This is a genomic window from Paraburkholderia phenazinium, from assembly GCF_900142845.1.
GTDB lineage: Bacteria > Pseudomonadota > Gammaproteobacteria > Burkholderiales > Burkholderiaceae > Paraburkholderia > Paraburkholderia phenazinium_A.
In genome coordinates this window covers 3,215,884-3,231,586 of the sequence record NZ_FSRU01000001.1, presented here as the reverse complement: position 1 = coordinate 3,231,586, position 15,703 = coordinate 3,215,884, and the positions used below count along the sequence as shown (strand labels likewise).

The window sequence follows — 15,703 nt, the reverse complement described above, 5'->3', positions numbered from 1 at the left end:
AGGACCGCCACCGTAATGAAACAGGACGATTCGGACGCCAAACTGTGTATCAGCATGCTGGGCACGACGGCCATGCTGTTCGAGGCGCCCGGCGCGCTCGATCTGCGTGTGCAACGCCGTATCTGGACGCTTGCCCGCGAGGTCGAGGCGTGGCCCGGCGTGCGCGAGGCAGTACCCGGCGTGACCAATCTGATGCTGACGTTTTCCACGCCGCCTGCCGACCCCGATGCGCTCGGCGCCGCGTTGCGCGAGGCATGGGATGCGGCCGCCGAGTTGCAGGTCGAAGGGAAAGTGGTGGAGCTGCCGGTGGCGTATGGCGGCGAGTTCGGGCCGCATCTGCACGACGTAGTGGCGCACACCGGCCTGTCCGTCGCCGAAGTCGTGCGGATGCACTGCGCGCCGCTCTATACGGTCTATGCGCTCGGCAGCCATCCCGGCTACTGCTATCTGGGCGGCATGGATCCGCGTATCGCCACGCCGCGCCGCAAGGTGCCGGTACTCGGCTTGCCGGGCGGGGCGGTGTCGATAGGCGGCGTGCAGACGGGTGTGTCGGCATCGGCGGGGCCGAGCGGCTGGAACACCATCGGCCACACCTCGATGTCGTTCTTCGACCCGACCCGCGACAACCCGGCCACGCTGGCGCCCGGTGACATGATTCGCTTTCGCGTCGAGAGGATCGTCCCATGATCGAGATTCTGTCTTCATCGGCGCTCGCCACCGTGCAGGACCAGGGGCGCGAGGGCTACCTGCGTTACGGCGTCGGCACGGCCGGGGCGATGGACCGGCTGGCGCTGTCGGTGGGTAACCTGTTGCTTGGCAATCCTGATGACGCGGCGGGGATCGAGATTCCGATGTTCCCGTTTCGTGTGCGCTTCCTTGACGACCAGGCGTTCGCCATTACGGGAGCCGATTGTTCCGTGCGGCTCGGCGACCGTCCCATTCTCCCCTGGTGGACCGCGCAGGCGAAGACGGGCGACGTGCTGACGATCGGCGTGCCGGCCAGCGGCACGCGCTGCTATCTGTCGCTCGCGGGCGGCGTGGACGTGCCGGTGGTGCTCGGCTCGCGCAGCACGCAGTTGCGGGGGCAGTTCGGCGGCTACGACGGTCGCCAGCTTCAGAAAGGGGACGTGGTGCAGGCGCTCGGCCGCGACGGCTGTGCGGCGTTGCCCGAGGTGGGTTTTGGCGCCGTGCCGCCCGAGTACTCGCTGCCGGGCCCGCTTGCTACGCCTGTGGCCGATGCGGCGGAAACGGTGGTGCGCGTGCTGCCGGCGGCGGAATACGATTGCTACCGGCCGGAATCGCTCGATGCCTTCTGGCGCGAAGGATGGAAGGTGACGCCGCAGAGCGATCGTTACGGCTATCGTCTGGCGGGGCCGGTATTGAGTGCGACGCACACGATCGAAAAGCGTTCGCACGGCATCGTCCCCGGCGTGATTCAGGTGCCGCATAGCGGCCAGCCCATCATCCAGTTGCGCGACGCGCAGCCGTCCGGCGGTTATCCGAAGATCGGCACGGTGATCGAAGCGGACCTGTGGCGACTCGCGCAGGCACGGATCGGCACGAAGCTGCGTTTCGTGCAGACGACCTATCCGGAGGCGGTGGCGGCCCTCGAAGAAGTGGAGCGCTACCTGCTCAAGGTCCGCAACCTCGTTGGCCTTTTTCGCAGTTCCAGACATTGACACATGACACAGAACATCGAAGTGGAACTCGGCGAACTTCGGCAAGTCACTTCGTGGCTGGCGGCGGTGGATATCGAATTCATCGAAATCAGCCGGCCCGGGACGGTGGTGCGGTTGTCGATGGAGCGGGAAGTTGATGACGAGGAGCGCGTGTGCCCGGTGCCCGCTGCGCATGGTGCGTCTCGCGCGCAGGATGCACAGGATTCGCGGAAGCAGACGACACAGGTGAACGCATCCTCGGTCGGGGTCTTTCTCACTACACACCCTGCGCGCTCCTCCGTTCCGCTTGCGGCCGTTGGCGTTCACGTCAGGCGGGGCGATGTCGTAGGTCTGCTGCGGATCGCGGAGTTGTGTGTCCCGGTCGTCGCGCCCGTGGACGGCAAGGTGATCCGATGGCTCGCGCCGCATGCCGGCCACGTCGGCTATGGCACGCCATTGCTGGAGCTTGCTGCATCGTCAGCGTCGTCGCCATAGGAAACGGCTTCATACGCGCATTCCGCTGCGGCTGATGACGCGCGGCGGTGCTTCACCGGACATCGATTGATCAGACAAACGGAGAGTGGACGATGGAAATCGATCTAAACGCCGACCTCGGCGAAGGCTTCGGGCCTTACACCATGGGCGAAGACGAAGCGATGCTCGATATCGTCTCGTCGGCCAATGTTGCGTGCGGCTATCACGCGGGCGACCCGGTCATCATGGACAAGACGGTGCGCATGGCCCTGGCGCGGCAGATCGAGATTGGCGCGCATGTCGGCTTTCCCGACCTGCTGGGTTTCGGCAGACGGCAGATGCAGGCGGACCCGCTGGAACTGGCCAAGTACGTGCTCTATCAGATGGGCGCGCTGGCCGGTATTGCGAAGGCTGCGGGACACCGCGTCACGCACATGAGTTTCCATGGGGCGCTCGGCAATATGGCGGCGTCGTCGTATGAACTGGCCGAGCCGCTCGTGCGGGCGGTCGCCGAGTTCGACCGCGACCTCATCATCAGCGTGTCGACCAATACGGAAATCGAACGGGCCGCCGAGCGCATCGGCATTCGCACGGCCAATACTTTCCTCGCCGACCGCGCCTACGACGATCAGGGTGCGCTGGTCTCGCGCAAGCTCGAAGGGGCAGTGATCAAGGACCGCGTCGCCGTGCTCGCGCGCGTCAAGGAGCTGCTCGAGGACGGCACGATCACCACGATTGCGGGTAACAAGCTCAAGGTCACCGTGCAGTCGATTCTGCTGCACGGCGATACGCCTGGCGCAGTCGAGCTCGCACGCACGGTGCGGGGCGGAATCGAAGCCGCGGGCGGACGGGTGGTGCCGATATCGAAGCTGGTGCGGTGAGCGGCTTCAGTGGGCTTCGTTCGGTTCTGCAAGGCCATGGCGGTTCGTCATAAGCCCCGCTTATCCCTTCAAACCCAACTCGTCTTGGCGGCGGTTTTTCCCGCCGTATACATTGATCAGTAAGGCAGTCGTCTACCCCGAAGGACGTTATTTCGCAGGTACGACATTTCGTAGAACTCCAGATAGAGGTAATTCATGCCGTTTTCAGACTATAAGACCGCGCTGGTGACTGGCGCTTCGACGGGAATGGGCGCAGCGATCGTCGAGCGCTTCTGCCGCGAAGGACTCGAGGTGCACGCGCTGGCACGCAACGCCGACCGTCTGGGCGAGCTGGCAAAGCGCACGGGTTGCATTCCGCATGCGATCGACGTCTGCGATCTGAACGCCGTGACGAAGCTGACTCAGGACGTACCGTTCGATATCGTCGTGAACAATGCCGGCGTGTCGCGCAAGGGCTCGATTCTCGATGCGGGCGTTGAAGATATCGACGTGCAGGTTGAGGTGAATCTGCAGGCGGTCCTGCACCTGGTCCGCCTCACGATGCCGGGCATGGTGGCACGCGATCGCGGGCATATCGTCAACATCAGCTCGATCGCGGCCATCTACAACTTCAACGGCAATTCGATCTATCACGCGACCAAGGCCGGGATTCATGCCTTGTCGCGGCAGTTGCGGGTGGATGCGACCGGCAGGCGCGTGCGCGTCACGGAGATCTGCCCGGGGCGCGTGGCTACCGATATCTTCGGCCACGTCCACGGCGATATTGAAGAGGCGCGCAAGAAATTCATCGACGGTTTCGAATTGCCGCTGCCGTCGGATATCGCCGACGCCATCGCCTTCGCGATCGCCGCACCGCTCGCCGTCAATATCAGCAATATGGAAATTCTGCCCACGCTGCAGGTGCCGGGCGGACTGACGACCATCAAACGCGAGCCGGCGGAGTAAGTCGGGCAAGCTGCGGCTCGCCCGCGAGAACATCATCCGAGTAGCATTACCAGGAGCCTTTTCATGCGAGCATCGGTCCTCGTTACCCGCGCGTCGTTTCCCGATATCGTGGCGCGCCTGCGGGTTCATTTCGACGTTACCGACAATCCCGACGACACCCTCTGGACCCAGCCCGAACTTATCGCGCGCCTGCAAGGCAAGAGCGCGGCGTTGACGGCCGGCAGCGACCGGATCGACGCAACTTTGCTCGACGCCTGTCCGCAGCTCAAGGCCGTCTGCAATATCGGCGTGGGCTATAACAACGTCGATGTCGAAGCCTGCACGGCCCGTGGCGTGCTGGTCACCAACACGCCGGACGTGCTGACCGACACCACGGCCGATTTCGGCTTTGCGTTGATGATGGCGGCCGCGCGGCGCGTCACGGAGTCCGAACGTTTTCTGCGCCGCGGAGAGTGGACGAAGACCGGGCGCTACGACATGTTCGTCGGCAGCGATGTGCACGGTTCAACCCTGGGGATCCTGGGGATGGGCCGCATCGGTCAGGCGATTGCGCGGCGCGGGGCGCTCGGTTTCGGCATGCGGGTGATCTATCACAACCGCTCGCAGCTCTCGCCGGATATCGAGGCGAGTTGCGGCGCGCGTTATGTCGACAAGGATACGTTGCTGCTCGAAGCCGATCACCTCGTTATCGTCGTACCGTATTCGGCCAGTTCCCACCATGCTATCGGCCTGCAGGAACTTCGCAAGATGAAGTCTTCGGCGACGCTTACGAATATCGCGCGCGGCGGCGTGGTCGACGATGCCGCGCTGGCGGAGGCGTTGGCCGAGGGCAGCATCGCGGCGGCAGGGCTCGACGTGTTCGAAGGCGAGCCGGCCGTGAACCCGGCGCTGCTGGCGCTGAGCAACGTGGTGCTCACACCGCATATCGGCAGCGCCTCGGTCAGCACGCGGCGGGCTATGGCCTCGCTGTGCGTCGACAACCTGCTTGCGGCGCTCGGTCTTGGCGCCACGCCCGGCAAGCCGCCGACACCGGTCAATCCGCGAGTCCTGACGGGCGCACCGGCCGCTGTCTGAGCGCGTTGCGCGCGCGCTTGCTCGCGTTTGATCCGATTCGATTCGGTACGCGCGTTGGCCTCGATGCCAACGCGCGTCTAAAAATAAGGGTGGCGCAAAACGCGCCATCCAACGGAGACAAAAGACATGCACAACCTCGCCCAGAGGGCCGTCCCACGGGCCTCACCCGCATCATTCGCGAAACTTATTGGACCAGAAGAAAGGCGTCTGCAACCTTGAATTTTCGCGAGCTAGTATGAAATCAATGCAGGAGTCAACGGTGTCTTCGCATTGAAAACGGTGTGGCCGCCGATTGTCTAACGCGCGGCACCGGTCCGATCCGAATCATTGGGGCGTGCAACATGAAACTTCATTTTGACCTGGCAACCGTGCTGCAAGGTGACTACGGCGCGCTCTTTCTGCACGGGGTCGAACTTACGCTGGCGATGGCCGCGTTAGCGTGGCTACTGTCGTTGTTCGTAGGCATTCTGCTCACGCTGATCCGCCTGACCCACAATCGAGTCGCGACCGCTTTCGTGGCGGCCTTCGTTGCCTACCATCGCAACGTCCCGACGCTCGTGCAGATCCTGTTCTGGTACTTCGGCATCTCGTACATTCTGCCCACCGGATTGCAGACGATTCTGAACGACTACAACGGCCAGTTTATCTTTGCCGTCGTCGCGATCGGTTTGTGCAGCGGTGCTTACCTCTCCGAAGATATCCGCAGCGGCTTGCGCGCGATTTCCTATGGCCAGTACGAGGCGTCGCGTGCATTGGGGCTGAACTTTCTAGACGGTCTGCGCTTTGTGATTTTGCCTCAGGCCTTGCGCAATGCAATTCCGCAGATGGTCAATCACGCGGTCGTGCTCTTCAAGAACACGAGCCTGGCCATGGCAATCGGGGCGGCGGAACTGACCTACGTGACGCGGCAGATCGAGAACGAAACTTTCCTGTCCTTCGAATCGTACTTTGTGGCGACGGTGGTCTACCTAACAATCTCGCTCGTCATCATGCTGCTGGGAGCGAAGCTCGCTACGTACTACCGCATTCCAGGAGTGAAGTGATCATGTTCGCTATCTTGCGCGACAACTGGACGCTGCTGCTGATCGGGCAGTATCCGCATGGTCCGATCGGCGGGATTGTGCTGACGATTCTGCTGTCGCTATCGGCGCTGGTGATCGCCTTCCCGCTCGGCATTCTGGTAGCGCTCGCGCGGATCAGCCCGTTCGCGTTCCTGCGCGCGCCGGCTACCGGACTCGTCTACATGGTGCGGGGCATCCCGCTCCTGATGGTGATCTTCTGGGTGTATTTTCTGGTGCCCGTCTTGACGGGCTACCCCGTCACGGGTTTCGTGACGATGCTGTGCGCCCTCGTGATCTACGACTCGGCGTATCTGGGCGAGATCATTCGTTCGGGTATCGAAGCACTGCCTAAAGGACAGGCCGAAGCCTCGCGTGCGCTGGGCATGAGTTACCTGAAGACCATGCGCGCGGTGATCCTGCCGCAGGCGCTCTATAACGTGGTACCTAGCATGGTCACGCAGTTCGTTTCGACGGTGAAGGAGACCTCGCTTGGCTACATCATCAACGTTCAGGAAATCTCCTTCGCAGCGGATCAGATCAACAACCGCCTGCTGACGAAACCGTTCGCCGTATATCTGATTCTGGCGTTGAGCTACTTTGTCCTGTGTTATGCGCTGACGCAATTCGCGCAGTATCTGGAGCGCCGCGTCACGCGCAAGCGGGCCGGCAAGGCGGCGAAGAACAGCAGGACGGCGAGTGCTTCGATGAACCACCCGCTGCCCACCGAGAACTAGGCGCTTCAGCATTTCGAAGGAATCCCCATGATCAAGTTTTCCAGCGTCAACAAATGGTACGGCGAATATCACGCGCTCGTGGACGTCAACGCGGAGGTCCGCAAAGGCGAAGTGGTCGTCGTGTGCGGTCCGTCCGGTTCGGGTAAGTCGACTTTGATTCGGACGGTTAACCGGCTTGAGGAAATCGACCGCGGGCAGATTGCGTTCGATGGGCAGAACATCCACGACCGCAAGCTCGGTCTGAACGCTTACCGAAGCCGCATTGGGTTCGTGTTTCAGCAGTTCAACCTGTTCCCGCACCTCTCCGTGACGGAGAACATCATTCTCGCGCCCATGCGTGTGAACGGTCTCAAGCGGGCAGAGGCGGAGCGCAAGGCCGCGGATCTGCTGTCGCGCGTCGGGTTGTCCGCCAAGGGCAAGGCGTATCCGCCGCAACTCTCCGGCGGCCAGCAGCAGCGCGTTGCCATTGCCCGGGCCCTGGCGATGGATCCTCCCGCGATGCTGTTCGACGAACCCACCAGCGCGCTGGACCCGGAGATGGTCGGCGAAGTGTTGAACGTCATGAAAAGCCTCGCTCAGGACGGCATGACGATGATGTGCGTGACCCACGAAATGGGTTTCGCACGCGAGGTCGCCGATCGGGTCTGGTTCATGGACGCCGGCAAGATTCTCGAAACAGCGGAGCCCGGCGAATTCTTTTCGTCGCCGAAGCATGCACGCGCGCAGCGATTCCTCTCGGACTTGCGCACGCACTGATCCGGTTTGATTGCGTTACTCATATACCTCTGGAGCACAACGATGCACGTAAAGAAGATGGTGGCGGGGATGCTGGTACTTGGCGGCGGCGCTGCGTGTTTTACCCCGGCTTACGCGGATCAACTGGCCGATATCAAGAGCCACGGCGAGTTGACCTGTGGGGTCTATTCGAACGTCGAACCGTTTTCGTATCCGAATGCGCAGACGCGTCAGCTCGAAGGCATGGACGTGGACCTGTGCAACGCCATCGCGAAGCACATCGGCGTGAAGGCGAAGCTCGAACCGCTCGCCGTCGAAGCGCGCATTCCGCAACTGAAGTTGGGGCGGGTCGATCTGGTGGTGGCGAACCTCGCGTACACCAAAACGCGTGCGACCCAGATCGCCTTTAGCGACGCTTACTATTCGACGAAGGAAGTGCTGGTCGTCAAGAAGGCGGATGCGAGCAAAAAGCTGACCGATTTCACCGGGCAGAAGATTAGCGCGGCGGACGGCTCCACGTCCGCACAGTCGATTCCGCTCTCGATCAAGGACGGCCAGGCTGTCACCTTCCACGACACCAGCTCGGCCTTCCTCGCGCTCGAGCAGAACAAGGTGCGAGGCTTTGTCACGAACCAGATGACCGCTACCAAGATCGCGAAGCAGGTCGACGGCACCGACGGCGCGGTAGCGATTGCCGCGGAGCCGATGCTGATCGAGCCGATCGCCGTGGGTCTGCGCCAGAACGAGCCGGCCGCGCTCGATGCGGTCAACAAGGCGCTCCAGGCGATGGAGCAGAGCGGCGAGATGAGCGCCATCTTCGACAAGTGGCTTGGCCCGAAGACGGCCTATGGTCTGGTGCGCACCGACAAGGTGACGCCGATCGGCCAGCTCAAGTTCACGCCGGTGTCCTGAGGACGAATGGGATCTCCGGCTGCGGCAAGACGACGTTTGCGCGTAAACTGGCGGACGTGCCGCAGGCGGGGTGTGCCGACGGCGATGAACGACGTTTGACGCGCGCCGCCGGCAGCGAAAATCAGGAGGATTCAAGTTGGAAAACATTCTGCAGATGTTCGATCTATCGGGACGTCGTGCGTTGATCACGGGTTCGAGTGCCGGGATTGGCTATGCGCTGGCAAGAGGGCTTGCTGCCGCAGGGGCCGAGGTGATCCTGAATGCCCGCAGCGAAGCGCCGCTCACGGAGGCGGTGAGCCGGTTGCAGGCCGAGGGCGCGGTCGCGCACGCGGCGCGCTTCGATGTGACGTCCGCAGGCGCCGTCGAGGAAGCGATCGAGCGCATCGAAGGTGAGATCGGCGCGATCGATATTCTGGTCAACAACGCCGGCATGCAGCGCCGCGCGTCGCTCGAGCAGTTCACTCATGCGCAATGGCAAGAGCTCATGAAGACCAATGTCGACAGCGTATTTCTGGTCGGGCAGGCGGTGGCGCGGCATATGATCGAGCGCAAGCGCGGCAAGATCATCAACATCTGCTCCGTGCAGAGCGAACTGGGCCGGCCGAATATCGCGGCTTACACGGCAAGCAAAGGCGCGGTCAAGATGCTGACGAAGGGCATGGCCATCGACTGGGGGCGACATGGCATTCAGGTCAACGGTCTCGGCCCAGGCTACTTCAAGACGGAGTTGACCGAGGCCCTCGTCAAGGATGAAACGTTCAGCAAGTGGCTGATCGGCCGCACGCCGTCGCGGCGTTGGGGCGATGTCGAAGATCTGGTCGGCGCCGCCGTGTTTCTGGCGAGCGGCGCTTCGAACTTCGTGAACGGTCACATCCTGTATGTCGATGGCGGGGTTACGGCCACGTTGTAGAGGCGTGGGACCTGGCGCGTCATTGAGGGCGAATTGCAGCGCTCGCCCGAGGCGGCGAGCAATGGACAAACGTGACAGGTCTGCGGGGCGCTGCGCCGCTTCCTGCTTAAATCGCACAGGAAGCGGCGCAGCTTGCAGCTTACTACTCAGTCGTTACTACTTCAGTCAGACCGTCAGAAGCGGTATGTCGCACCGACCTGGAAGAAGCGGCCAAGGTCCGTGTACAGCGACTGGTCGTAACCCGTGATGTCCGGCGTCGCCTGCCACTCGACGTCAAACGGCGGCTTGCGGTCAAACAGGTTGGTGATGCCGCCGTAAATCGTCCAGTGCTTGATGCCGCGATAGCTTGCCATCAAGTTGAACTGGCTGTACGACGCCACCGAACCCGGTCCACCGTCGCCGAACTCCGCCGCCACCGCGTTCGTGTAAGGGCCTGTGTATTGCCAGGTCAACGAGGTGGTCAGGTTGTGGAAGTCCCAGGCCAGCGTCGTATTGCCTTTCCAGCGCGGCGTGCTGGCGCCGAACGGTTGCAGATACGCGAGGTTGTTGCCGGCGAAGTCCTGCGGCGCCGCGCCCGGGCTACGCAGCTTGTAGTGCCACACGTAAGCCCAGTCGCCGGTCAGCGTGAACGTACCGTAAGTGGTGCGAAGCGCTTTACGGAAGTTCATGTCGAAGCCGTCGGTGTCGAGCGAGCCGAGGTTGACGAACGGCTGCACGATATAGCGGATCGTGCCATCCGGATTGCGCACCACGGTCGACGGATCGTTCGCCTGAAGCTCCGCGTTTGGATCTGCCGTGCCGATCACGCCGTCGATGTGCACCTTGTAGAACGCCGCACCGATATCGGTCAGCGCGTCGGGCGACAACTGGAAGCCGATGTTGTAGTTCTTCGTGTGTTCGGGTTGCAGATCCGGATTGCCGGTGGTCTGCTCCGTGGTGAAGTGCTTCGTCGGCACGCCGCTCGGATCGTACGGATCGACCAGGTTCTGGTGACCGAGATACACCGCCTGCGAGTTTTCGACGCCCGTCGGCGCGCGGAAGCCGCGGCTGAACGATGCGTAGGTGGTCAGCATGCGTATCGGCTGGAAGCGCAGGGCGAAGCTCGGCGAGAAGGCGCCGCCAAAGTCGCTGTAGTGGTCGTAGCGCGAGGCTTGCGTGAAGGTCAGGTTAGTGAGGAGCGGAATATCGATCTGATAGAACGCCGCGGCCACATTGCGCGAGCTATCCACAGACTGCACGTTGGCCGGCGCCGTGATGCCCTGCGACGACAGCGTCTGCGGATTGATCACCGACGACTCATGACGGAATTCCGTGCCGAACCCGAGACCGACGTTACCCGTCGGCAAGGTGAACAGGTTCGCCGTCGAGGTCTTGGCGGTCAGGCTATCCACTTTCGAAATCGACTGCTGATTGTCGTCCGTGAACACGCCATTCAGGCCGTTCGGCGTGGAAGATGGATTCGCGAAGTTATACGTGCCGTTCATCAGCATATTCTCGAGGCCCGCCACGTTCAGGCGGTTCGAGTACGTCGTGTCGACCGTGCTTTGCGAGTGGCCGTAATCAGCGGACCAGTCCCAGTTACCGAGCTTCGCGGTGTTGAACGAACCCTTGACGCCGGTCGAAGCCATCCAGAACGTCGATACGGTATCCGCCACGCCGACGTTGTTCGGGAACGTCAGGTTGATCGGCGTCGCCACGCCAAACGGGTTGAACGGATTCGAGGCCGGCACCGTGCGCGGAAGCGGGGAGACGGAACCCGCAGATGGGTTGAACACGTTGGTGGTGCTGCTGATCGAAGCAGGGCCCTGCAACTGCACGTTTTCGTCGCGGCTCACCCAGAAGCCGGCGTACGCTTCGGTGTCTTCGTCGAGCTTGAAGGTGCCGCGAACCTTTGCGTTCAGGCGCGTTACGGCGGGTGTCAACGAGGTGCCGGCAGCGACGTTGTACGTGCATGACTGGCCGGCGTTCTTCGCCGCGGTACTGCCGGGCGGGCAGGGGTTCAACGCCACATTGCCGCCGGGGGTGGCCCAGTACGATTGCTGGTTCGGGCCAAACGGCGCTGCGTGGCCGCCGTCGTACTGCGTGAAATCCTGACCCGACGTCATGTCGCGATCGGCAAGTGTCGAGCCGCTGTCGCGGTAGTAGCTGGCCGCGGCCGTCACGTTGAAGCGATCGGAGTTGAGATCGCCGAAACCGCCCAGCACGCTAAAGCTGCCCTGGCCATTGCCCGGGTGCTGTGCCTTGCCCAGTTGGGTGTCGAGCTGCAGGCCCTGGAAGTTCTTCTTGGTGATGATGTTGACGACACCGGCAATGGCATCGGAACCGTAAATCGACACCGCCCCCGTCTTGACGATATCGATATGATCGACGATGTTCAGCGGAATCGAGTTGACGTCGAAGAAGGTGTCGGTGAAGTTCACCGCTTGCGCGTAGTTGGCGACCCGTTGTCCGTCCACCAGCACCAGTGTGTACTTTTCGCTCAGGCCGCGCAGTGCGATGCCGGCTCCGCCCGGCGCCGAGCTGTTCATCGTGGACTGCGACCAGCTACTCGCGGAATTGGCCGCGGTACCGCGCAGGAAGTCGGAGACGGTGGTGTAGCCGCTTTGCTGGATGTCCTTCGCCGTAATGGTTTGAACTTCGATATTGCCGACCTTGTCCGACGTGCGGATCAGCGAACCCGTGACTTCAAATTTCTTGAGCTGCTTGACACCCGGCGTGCCTGCGGCGTCCGTTGCAGCAGCAGGCGCCGTGGCACCGTCTTGCGTACTCGCCTGCGCGACCGTCGCGCTCGATGCAGCCACAGCCCCTGCTGCCGATGGCTGACTCTGGGCGAAGGCGGAACTGCCCACCACAGCCGTTAAAGCCACTTCGGCCCAAAGTATTTTTCGTATGGCCGAACCTAAAGCCTTCTGTCTCATGTTTCTCTCTCTTGCCACTAACGCCGGTTGTTATACGAAGAGGCCTGGCGAGCCCCTTCGTTCGCGGTACCCCACCGCCTTGCCTGGTTTCTCGATAATTTGAGTAGGTATACTAATTAATAGGCCTGATCCGGCATAAGACGTGTCAGCTTCCATAGAAGGAAGCCCCGGATGCTTTTTCAAACGAGCAATACCCACCTCACCCCGTTTATCAGGGTAGGGAATTAGTTATCCTCAATGAATGGAATTGCCGGGCGCCCCTCGTGTCTCTGCAATGCCGGCAACGATGCGTTGCGCCCGCTTGCGACCCCTACTGCTCTTGCCGCCCAACAACAGGGCTGCGTCTGTCTTTCATTTCGTGTACGGAAACATATCAGGGCAGAAATATTTCGTCAAAATTTGTTTGAGATAGGTAAATAAAGTGTGTGCTTTTCGTAACATGAATAGGCCGCATGTTTTCTCCGACGACACGCCCGCAGTGGCGCTGAGGGCCCGGGCGATCGCCGCGTCCAGCGCGCCGTCAAGCCCGTGGGCGGGGGCGTTGAGCGAACGGTGAGGGCGCAGTTTGAGGAGAGGGAGGGTGTGTGTCCGAGGCGAGTGGACAAAAAAAGACCTGCACACCCAAGGGAAGGAGGCAGGTCGAGAAACACTGACAAGTGCACTTACGTCGGAGTAAGTGAGAGAAAGTGTAATGCAAATGAAAATAAAATGTAAACATGGAAGGCGAGAAAAATCGATGCAGACGCACCCAATCCGCTTGAGCGCCGTAAGCGCCAGGATCTGAAGCGCGCCTGAACCGTCATGAATGGCATGCGCCAGCACGCATAGCGACTCGAACTAGACAGTCAAACTTAAAAGGTTAACTTGCAAGTTTGGCTGTCTACCCTCACTATTGCCGCACGCTCAATTCACTTGCCGCTGAAAGACCATGCCTACCAGTACCTTCGAGCAGTCCGTTCTCGATCTCATGCAGGCCTTAGGCCTGCTGATTCGACGTACCCGCAACGAGTCCTATGGGGGAGAACTCTCCATGACGGAGGCGCTCGTCATGTCACGGCTGGCTAAAGACGGGGCCGCCACGACTGCAGCACTCGCGCGCGCCGAAAAGATGAAGCCGCAGTCGATGGGCACGACCATTACCTCGCTTGAGGACATGGGCATCGTCACGCGCACGCCGCACGCAACCGACGGTCGTCAGATGCTGATCGAACTGACACCGAAGGGTGTCCAGTTGCGCAAGAAGAATGTCGAAGCGAAGCTGATGTGGTTGTCGCAAGTGATCGCCGAACTCGACGCCGAGGAGCGCGACACGCTATTCAGGGCTGCGGGGATCATCAAGCGGCTGGCCGAGACGTGAGCGAGCAATGACCCATATCGACAAGCACGCTAGCGTGTCCGACGGGATCAGTCCGTCTGTCTGGAAGGTGGCCATCGTCGCGGTGATTGGGCCGTTTATGACCCAGGTCGATTCAACCGTGGTCAATGTGTCGCTGTCGACCATCAGTCACACGCTGGCCTCACCGATTGCGACTGCGCAGTGGATCGTGAGCGGCTACCTGCTGGCCATGACGCTGATGTTGCCGCTCAACGGCTGGCTCGTGGACCGCGTCGGCGCGAAGCGGCTCTACATTCTCTGCTTCTCGACGTTCACCCTGGCGTCGGTTTTATGCGGCGCGTCCCGCACGATGGGCGAACTGATTGGTGCGCGCGTATTCCAGGGGCTGGTGGGCGGCGTGCTGGCCCCCATGACCCAGATGATGATTGCGCGCGTAGCGGGAAAGAACATGGCGCGTGTGATGGGCTACGCCGCGCTGCCCATTCTGCTCGGCCCTATTCTCGGTCCGGTATTGGCGGGGACGATCCTTGCGCACGCGGCGTGGTCCTGGCTGTTCTACCTCAACGTACCTGTCGGCATTCTGGGTGTCGGACTGGCTGCGTGGCTGCTCGCGCGCGATACCGTATCTGTACAGAAGCGTCCGTTCGATTTTTTCGGCTTCGCGATGATTTCACCTGGCCTCGTCGCGCTCATTTACGGGCTGCAAAATGCGTCGCGGGCAGAGGGGCGGTGGGTATTGTTCGCCGGCGCGGTGTTGTTTGCGGGGTTCTTGCGGCACGCCTTCCGCAAGGGCAGTTCGGCGCTAATCGACATACGGGTTTTCGCGGAGCGAACCTTCTCTGTCGCTGCGGTCACGCAATTTTTCGCCAACGGTGTTCTGTTTGGCCGGCAACTGGTGGTGCCTTTGTACCTGATCGCAGGTTGTGGCTTGTCCGCGGCGCAAGCGGGTTGGCTCGTGGCTTCGACGGGCGTCGGCATGATGTGCTCGTTTCCGCTGCTGGGATTCCTGACCGAAAGATATGGCTGCCGCGCGGTCTCGGCAGGAGGGGCGTTGCTGGCTTTTTTGAGCACGATCGCGTTCCTCTGGATGCCAGGGCATCAATTCTCGTCGACATGGGCTGTGATCAGTCTTTTCCTCGCCGGCGTGGGTCAAGGAACGATCGCGATACCGTCGATATCGGCAGCGTATGCGTCGATTCCGAAAGCACGGATTGCGGTGGCGAATACGGCATTGAACATTGCGCAAAGGGTAGGCGGGCCGGTGGTGACCACGCTCCTCGCCGTGGTCATTTCGTTGAGCATGCACGATCATATGAGCGCTCAGCCACAGCAGTTTCTGATGGCGTTTGCGATGCTCTCCTGCCTTCATCTATTGGCTTTTGGGGCGGCGACTTTGCTGCCGCTGCGGATACATCGCGCGGCTGAGGCGTGAGGGCCGGAGCGAATCCGGTGGCGGGCTATTGGTAGAAAACCCCTTCTTCTGACCCGGGACGGTCCGACGGTTCGTTAGCTGCCACCTTTGTAAAGCTCCAGCATCTGCGCCGCCTGGCCACTATGCTGAAAGTCTTCCAGCTCGCGCGTCACCTGCTCGCGTGTCTTTCCAGGGAAAACAGAGGCGACCGGTGCGACAGACGGAAGCGCGACCGCTGGAACCGGCGGGGCGCTGGTATCCGCCACGGACTCTTGCGGGCTGATCGCGGTCTGGGCGAAACATCCGTCTGCGATGCCGCCCGCTATCAGGACAAGACAGATAGGGATCGATCGATAAAATTTCATGAAAATTCTCCTTCGGAGTCCGATGGATGGGTCCGTGCATCATTCGTTGATCGACAGCAGTCCTCGCAGGGGCCAAAGCAGATTCGGCTAGTTGCGAGGATCAACCGGTCTGGGTGCATTCGGACGCGTGCCCTTTCAGCGTTGCTGTCATACTTATTCTTCGTCAGACGAGACACTGTCGCAACGCACATGCGTAGGCAACGGAGGCGTGCCACTGGCGAAAGATGTAGGCACTCCTGTTGTCCGGTCCGGGTGACGTGCCGGGTGACGTGCTGGGTCGTCACCTCGC

Annotated in this window: 15 protein-coding genes; 13 read left to right on the top strand and 2 right to left on the bottom strand. The window is 61.6% G+C overall.

Annotated features, from left to right (window positions below; all coding sequences use genetic code 11):
- Positions 1–15 precede the first annotated feature (15 nt).
- The 11 genes from pxpB to BUS12_RS14105 all read left to right on the top strand — a co-directional run bounded on the left by pxpB (position 16) and on the right by BUS12_RS14105 (position 9,384).
- On the top strand, positions 16–687 hold the full coding sequence (gene pxpB, locus BUS12_RS14155; protein ID WP_074297524.1) for a 5-oxoprolinase subunit PxpB: 672 nt from the start codon (positions 16–18) through the stop codon (positions 685–687).
- Positions 684–1,679: a 5-oxoprolinase subunit C family protein gene (locus BUS12_RS14150; RefSeq protein ID WP_074296255.1), complete on the top strand. Its 996-nt coding sequence runs from the start codon at positions 684–686 to the stop codon at positions 1,677–1,679. Before pxpB ends, BUS12_RS14150 begins: the two co-directional genes overlap by 4 nt.
- Positions 1,680–1,682: 3 nt before the next feature.
- Positions 1,683–2,153, top strand: a complete 471-nt coding sequence (locus tag BUS12_RS14145) for a hypothetical protein (RefSeq protein ID WP_083640386.1) — start codon at positions 1,683–1,685, stop codon at positions 2,151–2,153.
- A 92-nt stretch (positions 2,154–2,245) separates the two neighbouring features.
- Complete coding sequence (locus BUS12_RS14140) at positions 2,246–3,013, top strand: LamB/YcsF family protein (protein WP_074296254.1); 768 nt, start codon at positions 2,246–2,248, stop codon at positions 3,011–3,013.
- A 195-nt stretch (positions 3,014–3,208) separates the two neighbouring features.
- The gene (locus BUS12_RS14135; RefSeq protein WP_074296253.1) at positions 3,209–3,958 is read left to right on the top strand and encodes an SDR family oxidoreductase; all 750 of its coding nucleotides are present in this window, start codon (positions 3,209–3,211) and stop codon (positions 3,956–3,958) included.
- A gap of 63 nt (positions 3,959–4,021) precedes the next feature.
- A complete protein-coding gene (locus BUS12_RS14130; RefSeq protein WP_074296252.1) occupies positions 4,022–5,032 on the top strand; it encodes a 2-hydroxyacid dehydrogenase in 1,011 nt (336 codons plus the stop codon).
- A 341-nt stretch (positions 5,033–5,373) separates the two neighbouring features.
- Positions 5,374–6,075, top strand: coding sequence for an amino acid ABC transporter permease (locus tag BUS12_RS14125; RefSeq protein WP_074297519.1), 702 nt, complete (start codon positions 5,374–5,376; stop codon positions 6,073–6,075).
- Positions 6,076–6,077: 2 nt separating this feature from the next.
- Positions 6,078–6,827, top strand: coding sequence for an amino acid ABC transporter permease (locus BUS12_RS14120; RefSeq protein ID WP_074296251.1), 750 nt, complete (start codon positions 6,078–6,080; stop codon positions 6,825–6,827).
- A 27-nt stretch (positions 6,828–6,854) separates the two neighbouring features.
- Entirely contained in the window at positions 6,855–7,583 is a 729-nt protein-coding gene (locus BUS12_RS14115) for an amino acid ABC transporter ATP-binding protein (RefSeq protein WP_074296250.1), read from the top strand.
- 42 nt (positions 7,584–7,625) lie between these two features.
- Positions 7,626–8,474: a transporter substrate-binding domain-containing protein gene (locus BUS12_RS14110; RefSeq protein ID WP_074296249.1), complete on the top strand. Its 849-nt coding sequence runs from the start codon at positions 7,626–7,628 to the stop codon at positions 8,472–8,474.
- A 154-nt stretch (positions 8,475–8,628) separates the two neighbouring features.
- Entirely contained in the window at positions 8,629–9,384 is a 756-nt protein-coding gene (locus BUS12_RS14105) for a glucose 1-dehydrogenase (RefSeq protein WP_074297517.1), read from the top strand.
- A 173-nt stretch (positions 9,385–9,557) separates the two neighbouring features.
- Here the strand turns inward: BUS12_RS14105 and BUS12_RS14100 are convergent, their stop codons facing one another.
- Positions 9,558–12,302, bottom strand: a complete 2,745-nt coding sequence (locus BUS12_RS14100; protein ID WP_074296248.1) for a TonB-dependent receptor — start codon at positions 12,300–12,302, stop codon at positions 9,558–9,560.
- 928 nt (positions 12,303–13,230) lie between these two features.
- Here BUS12_RS14100 and BUS12_RS14095 point away from each other — a divergent pair.
- The gene (locus BUS12_RS14095; protein WP_074296247.1) at positions 13,231–13,659 is read left to right on the top strand and encodes a MarR family winged helix-turn-helix transcriptional regulator; all 429 of its coding nucleotides are present in this window, start codon (positions 13,231–13,233) and stop codon (positions 13,657–13,659) included.
- Positions 13,660–13,666: 7 nt separating this feature from the next.
- Positions 13,667–15,070 carry a DHA2 family efflux MFS transporter permease subunit gene (locus BUS12_RS14090; protein ID WP_074296246.1) on the top strand — a complete coding sequence of 468 codons (1,404 nt, stop codon included), beginning with the start codon at positions 13,667–13,669 and terminating at the stop codon, positions 15,068–15,070.
- 74 nt (positions 15,071–15,144) lie between these two features.
- Here BUS12_RS14090 and BUS12_RS14085 read toward each other — a convergent pair whose 3' ends face one another.
- Complete coding sequence (locus BUS12_RS14085; protein ID WP_074296245.1) at positions 15,145–15,414, bottom strand: hypothetical protein; 270 nt, start codon at positions 15,412–15,414, stop codon at positions 15,145–15,147.
- Between the last annotated feature and the right edge of the window lie 289 nt (positions 15,415–15,703).

Excerpts from the sequence above, each read along its gene's own strand:
- pxpB (WP_074297524.1), top strand. The coding sequence starts at position 16 with ATGAAACAGGACGATTCGGACGCCAAACTGTGTATCAGCATGCTGGGC.
- BUS12_RS14150 (WP_074296255.1), top strand. The coding sequence starts at position 684 with ATGATCGAGATTCTGTCTTCATCGGCGCTCGCCACCGTGCAGGACCAG.
- BUS12_RS14145 (WP_083640386.1), top strand. The coding sequence starts at position 1,683 with ATGACACAGAACATCGAAGTGGAACTCGGCGAACTTCGGCAAGTCACT.
- BUS12_RS14140 (WP_074296254.1), top strand. The coding sequence starts at position 2,246 with ATGGAAATCGATCTAAACGCCGACCTCGGCGAAGGCTTCGGGCCTTAC.
- BUS12_RS14135 (WP_074296253.1), top strand. The coding sequence starts at position 3,209 with ATGCCGTTTTCAGACTATAAGACCGCGCTGGTGACTGGCGCTTCGACG.
- BUS12_RS14130 (WP_074296252.1), top strand. The coding sequence starts at position 4,022 with ATGCGAGCATCGGTCCTCGTTACCCGCGCGTCGTTTCCCGATATCGTG.
- BUS12_RS14125 (WP_074297519.1), top strand. The coding sequence starts at position 5,374 with ATGAAACTTCATTTTGACCTGGCAACCGTGCTGCAAGGTGACTACGGC.
- BUS12_RS14120 (WP_074296251.1), top strand. The coding sequence starts at position 6,078 with ATGTTCGCTATCTTGCGCGACAACTGGACGCTGCTGCTGATCGGGCAG.
- BUS12_RS14115 (WP_074296250.1), top strand. The coding sequence starts at position 6,855 with ATGATCAAGTTTTCCAGCGTCAACAAATGGTACGGCGAATATCACGCG.
- BUS12_RS14110 (WP_074296249.1), top strand. The coding sequence starts at position 7,626 with ATGCACGTAAAGAAGATGGTGGCGGGGATGCTGGTACTTGGCGGCGGC.
- BUS12_RS14105 (WP_074297517.1), top strand. The coding sequence starts at position 8,629 with ATGTTCGATCTATCGGGACGTCGTGCGTTGATCACGGGTTCGAGTGCC.
- BUS12_RS14100 (WP_074296248.1), bottom strand. The coding sequence starts at position 12,302 with ATGAGACAGAAGGCTTTAGGTTCGGCCATACGAAAAATACTTTGGGCC.
- BUS12_RS14095 (WP_074296247.1), top strand. The coding sequence starts at position 13,231 with ATGCCTACCAGTACCTTCGAGCAGTCCGTTCTCGATCTCATGCAGGCC.
- BUS12_RS14090 (WP_074296246.1), top strand. The coding sequence starts at position 13,667 with ATGACCCATATCGACAAGCACGCTAGCGTGTCCGACGGGATCAGTCCG.
- BUS12_RS14085 (WP_074296245.1), bottom strand. The coding sequence starts at position 15,414 with ATGAAATTTTATCGATCGATCCCTATCTGTCTTGTCCTGATAGCGGGC.